General features: G+C 72.9%; 3 protein-coding genes and 1 pseudogene. 2 read left to right on the top strand and 2 right to left on the bottom strand.

Annotated elements, in window-relative coordinates; genetic code table 11:
• A pseudogene (locus ACWDX9_RS62040) lies at positions 1-332 on the top strand (hypothetical protein); the annotation flags it as partial.
• Here the strand turns inward: ACWDX9_RS62040 and ACWDX9_RS62035 are convergent.
• On the bottom strand, positions 329-1,150 hold the full coding sequence (locus ACWDX9_RS62035; RefSeq protein WP_449973237.1) for a helix-turn-helix transcriptional regulator: 822 nt from the start codon (positions 1,148-1,150) through the stop codon (positions 329-331). The pseudogene ACWDX9_RS62040 and the gene ACWDX9_RS62035 sit on opposite strands and share 4 nt — an antisense overlap.
• Before the next feature lie 100 nt (positions 1,151-1,250).
• On the opposite strand from ACWDX9_RS62035, the gene ACWDX9_RS62030 reads away from it, so the two are divergent.
• Entirely contained in the window at positions 1,251-2,228 is a 978-nt protein-coding gene (locus ACWDX9_RS62030; RefSeq protein WP_449973236.1) for an NmrA/HSCARG family protein, read from the top strand.
• 16 nt (positions 2,229-2,244) lie between these two features.
• Here the strand turns inward: ACWDX9_RS62030 and ACWDX9_RS62025 are convergent, their stop codons facing one another.
• Positions 2,245-2,556 carry an SCO4225 family membrane protein gene (locus ACWDX9_RS62025; protein WP_449973235.1) on the bottom strand — a complete coding sequence of 104 codons (312 nt, stop codon included), beginning with the start codon at positions 2,554-2,556 and terminating at the stop codon, positions 2,245-2,247.
• Between the last annotated feature and the right edge of the window lie 322 nt (positions 2,557-2,878).

Raw genomic sequence — 2,878 nt, 5'->3', positions numbered from 1 at the left:
CCGCCCACCCGTCGGTCCAGGCGCGCCACGGCGAGCACGGCACGGTCACCGGCCCGTGCGAGGTGCGGGCGCCGTGGGGCCGCTCCGCCTTCCACTGCCCGTACTGCCACGGCCACGAGTGCACCGGCAAGCACGTCACGGTGTCCGTCCGCGGGCTGGGCCTCTCGCTCGGCGTGGCGATCTTCGGCAGCCTCCTGACCCGGCAGCTCCAGGGCCGTGCCCCGAGCCCGGAGGCGACCGCGGCGGCCATCCCCGGCGTCCTGTCCTGGGGCGCGCCGGCCACGGCCGTACTGGTGGCGCTGATGATCCTGCTGCCCTCGCCCCGCAGTTAGGCGCTCAGCGAGTCGAGCAGCCGCAGCCGCTCGGCCGAGTCCGTCCCGGGCGCGGCGCCGAAGAAGATGATCCGCTGGCCGGGATCGTCGGGCACGCGCATGGTCTCCTCGTTGAGCTCCAGCGGGCCGACGAGGGGATGGTTGACCCGCCGTACCGAGTAGGTGCACTCGGCGACCCGCTGGCTGCCCCAGACGCGGGTGAAGTCGGGGCTCTTGATGCTCAGCTCGCCGATCAGCTCGGCCAGCAGGGGATCGTCCGGCATGTCGCCGGTGGCCATGCGCAGGTAGGCGGCGACCTCGTCCGCGTGCGTCTCCCAGTCGGGATACAGGTCGCGCATGGCCGGGTCGAGGAACATCGTCTTGGCCAGGTTCACCCGCTGACCGGGGTTCAGGCCGTACAGCGCGTAGCCGAGCCGGTTGGCGCCGAGCAGGTCGAAGTACCTGCCGAGGATGATCGCCGCCTGGTCGGCGACCCCCTCCACCAGCGCCACCACCGACGGGCGCAGCCGCTCGGGGCCGTAGGGACGGCGCGCCACCTGCACCTGTTCGGGCCGGGCGAGCCGCACCAGGTGCATGCGCTCATCGGCGGTCAGCCGGAAGGCGTTGCCCAGCGCCTCCAGCACCGAGTCCGACATCTGATGGCTCTCGCCCTGCTCCAGGCGCGTGTAGTAGTTCACGCTGATCCCGGCCAGCTGCGCCACCTCGTCACGGCGCAGGCCCGGCACCCGGCGCGCCGTGCCGTAGGTCGGCACGCCGCCGGCCTCGGGCGTCAACGCGGCACGGCGGGCGCGAAGGAACTCCCCCAACTGCTCTCCCATGCCCCCATTGTCGCCGCATCCGCCGGCCGCTCCCATCCCCTGGCATGGGTACCCAGGACAGGGGCAGGCTCCCGCGCGAGAACGCCGCCAAGGTGGAGGCATGACCGACAAGAAGATCATCGCCGTGGTCGGGGCCACCGGAGCGCAGGGCGGCGGACTGGTCCGCGCCATCCTTGCCAACCCCGACGGACCGTTCACCGTCCGCGCCCTCACCCGCGACACCGCCTCCCCGCAGGCCCGCGACCTGGCCGAGCAGGGCGCCGAGGTCGTGTACGCCGACCTCGACGACGAGGACAGCGCGCACCACGCCTTCGCCGGGGCCTGGGGCGCGTACGTCGTGACCAACTTCTGGGCCCGGCGCACCCCCGAGCAGGAGGCCGCCCGCGATGCCGCCCGCATGGAGATCGACCAGGCGCACGCGGCCGCCCGCGCCGCCAAGGCCGCCGCGCTCAGGCACGTCGTGTGGTCCACGCTCGAGGACACCCGGCCGCACTTCGCCCACCTGGGCCGCCGGGTGCCGACGCTGCTCGGGGAGTACGCGGTGCCGCACTTCGACGCCAAGGCCGAGGCCAACGCGGCCTTCACCGGTCTCGGCGTGCCGACCACGTTCCTGCAGACCACCTTCTACTACGAGGCCTTCCTCCAGGGACAGGGCCCGCACCGCGACGCGAGCGGCCGCCTCGTGCTGACCCTGCCCATGGCGGGCAACCCGATGTCCATGATCGCCGCCGAGGACATCGGCCGCACGGCGCTGGGCATCTTCCGGCGGGGCCCGGAGTTCGTCGGCCGCACCGTGAGCATCGCCGGCGAGCACGCCGGCGGCAAGGAGCTCGCGGAGAAGTTCACCACGTTGCTCGGGGAGCCGGTGACCTACGCGCCGCTGACCTACGACCAGATGCGGGCCGCCGGCTTCCCCGGCGCCGTCGAGCTCGGCAACATGTTCGAGTTCTACTCCGAGGCGTCCGCCTACTTCACCGGCGTACGCGACCTCGGCCTGGTACGCGAGCTCAACCCCCGCCTGCGCTCCCTCGACGACTGGCTCAACGAGCACCGCGACGAGATCACGGCCGCCATCTGACGGCCGCGGCGTACGATCACACTCCGTCTCCGGTGACCGGACGCCCCCGGAAGATCCGCCAGATCAACCACGCCTGAAGCAGACCGGCGCCGGCCAGGACCACGGTGAGCAGCACCGGGTTCGCGATCTGAGGCGGCACCAGGTCCCATCCCCACCAGATCAGCCAGCCGAGGGGGAAGGTGACGCCGACGAGCGCGACGCCGCTCAGCAGGATCGGATCCCGCACCGTCAGCAGGATCACCAGCGAGACCACGCCGAGAACCACCACGAGAGCGGCGTAGACGACGGCGAGCACAGCCGCGACCTTGCCGTTCCTGTAACGGCGCATCCGACCACGTCCTTCACGGGAGACGACGGCGTCCACCCACGATCCTTTCACGGACGCCCGGCCGCGACCCGCCTCGACGCCTCCAGCGCAGGGGCGGTGTCGCGCCCGCAGCTTCTCCCACGGCGTGTCGAGGGTGAACCCGACCGCGTGCCCGAGCACCGCCGCCTGCCCGGCTCGCCCTCGGCAGCCGGATGCCCCGCCGCCCTGGCCGACCACGCCCGACCTTCGGTGGTGGTGGGGGGGGGGGGGGTGCGCCCGCCCGAGCCCCCCCCCCCCCGACCCCCCCCCGCGTGTAAGGTTGTGTACTGCACCAGACCACCAC

It is taken from the genome of Nonomuraea sp. NPDC003201, assembly GCF_053590415.1.
Note: the sequence above shows the minus strand (reverse complement) of the source record. Positions and strands in the feature narration are given on the sequence as shown.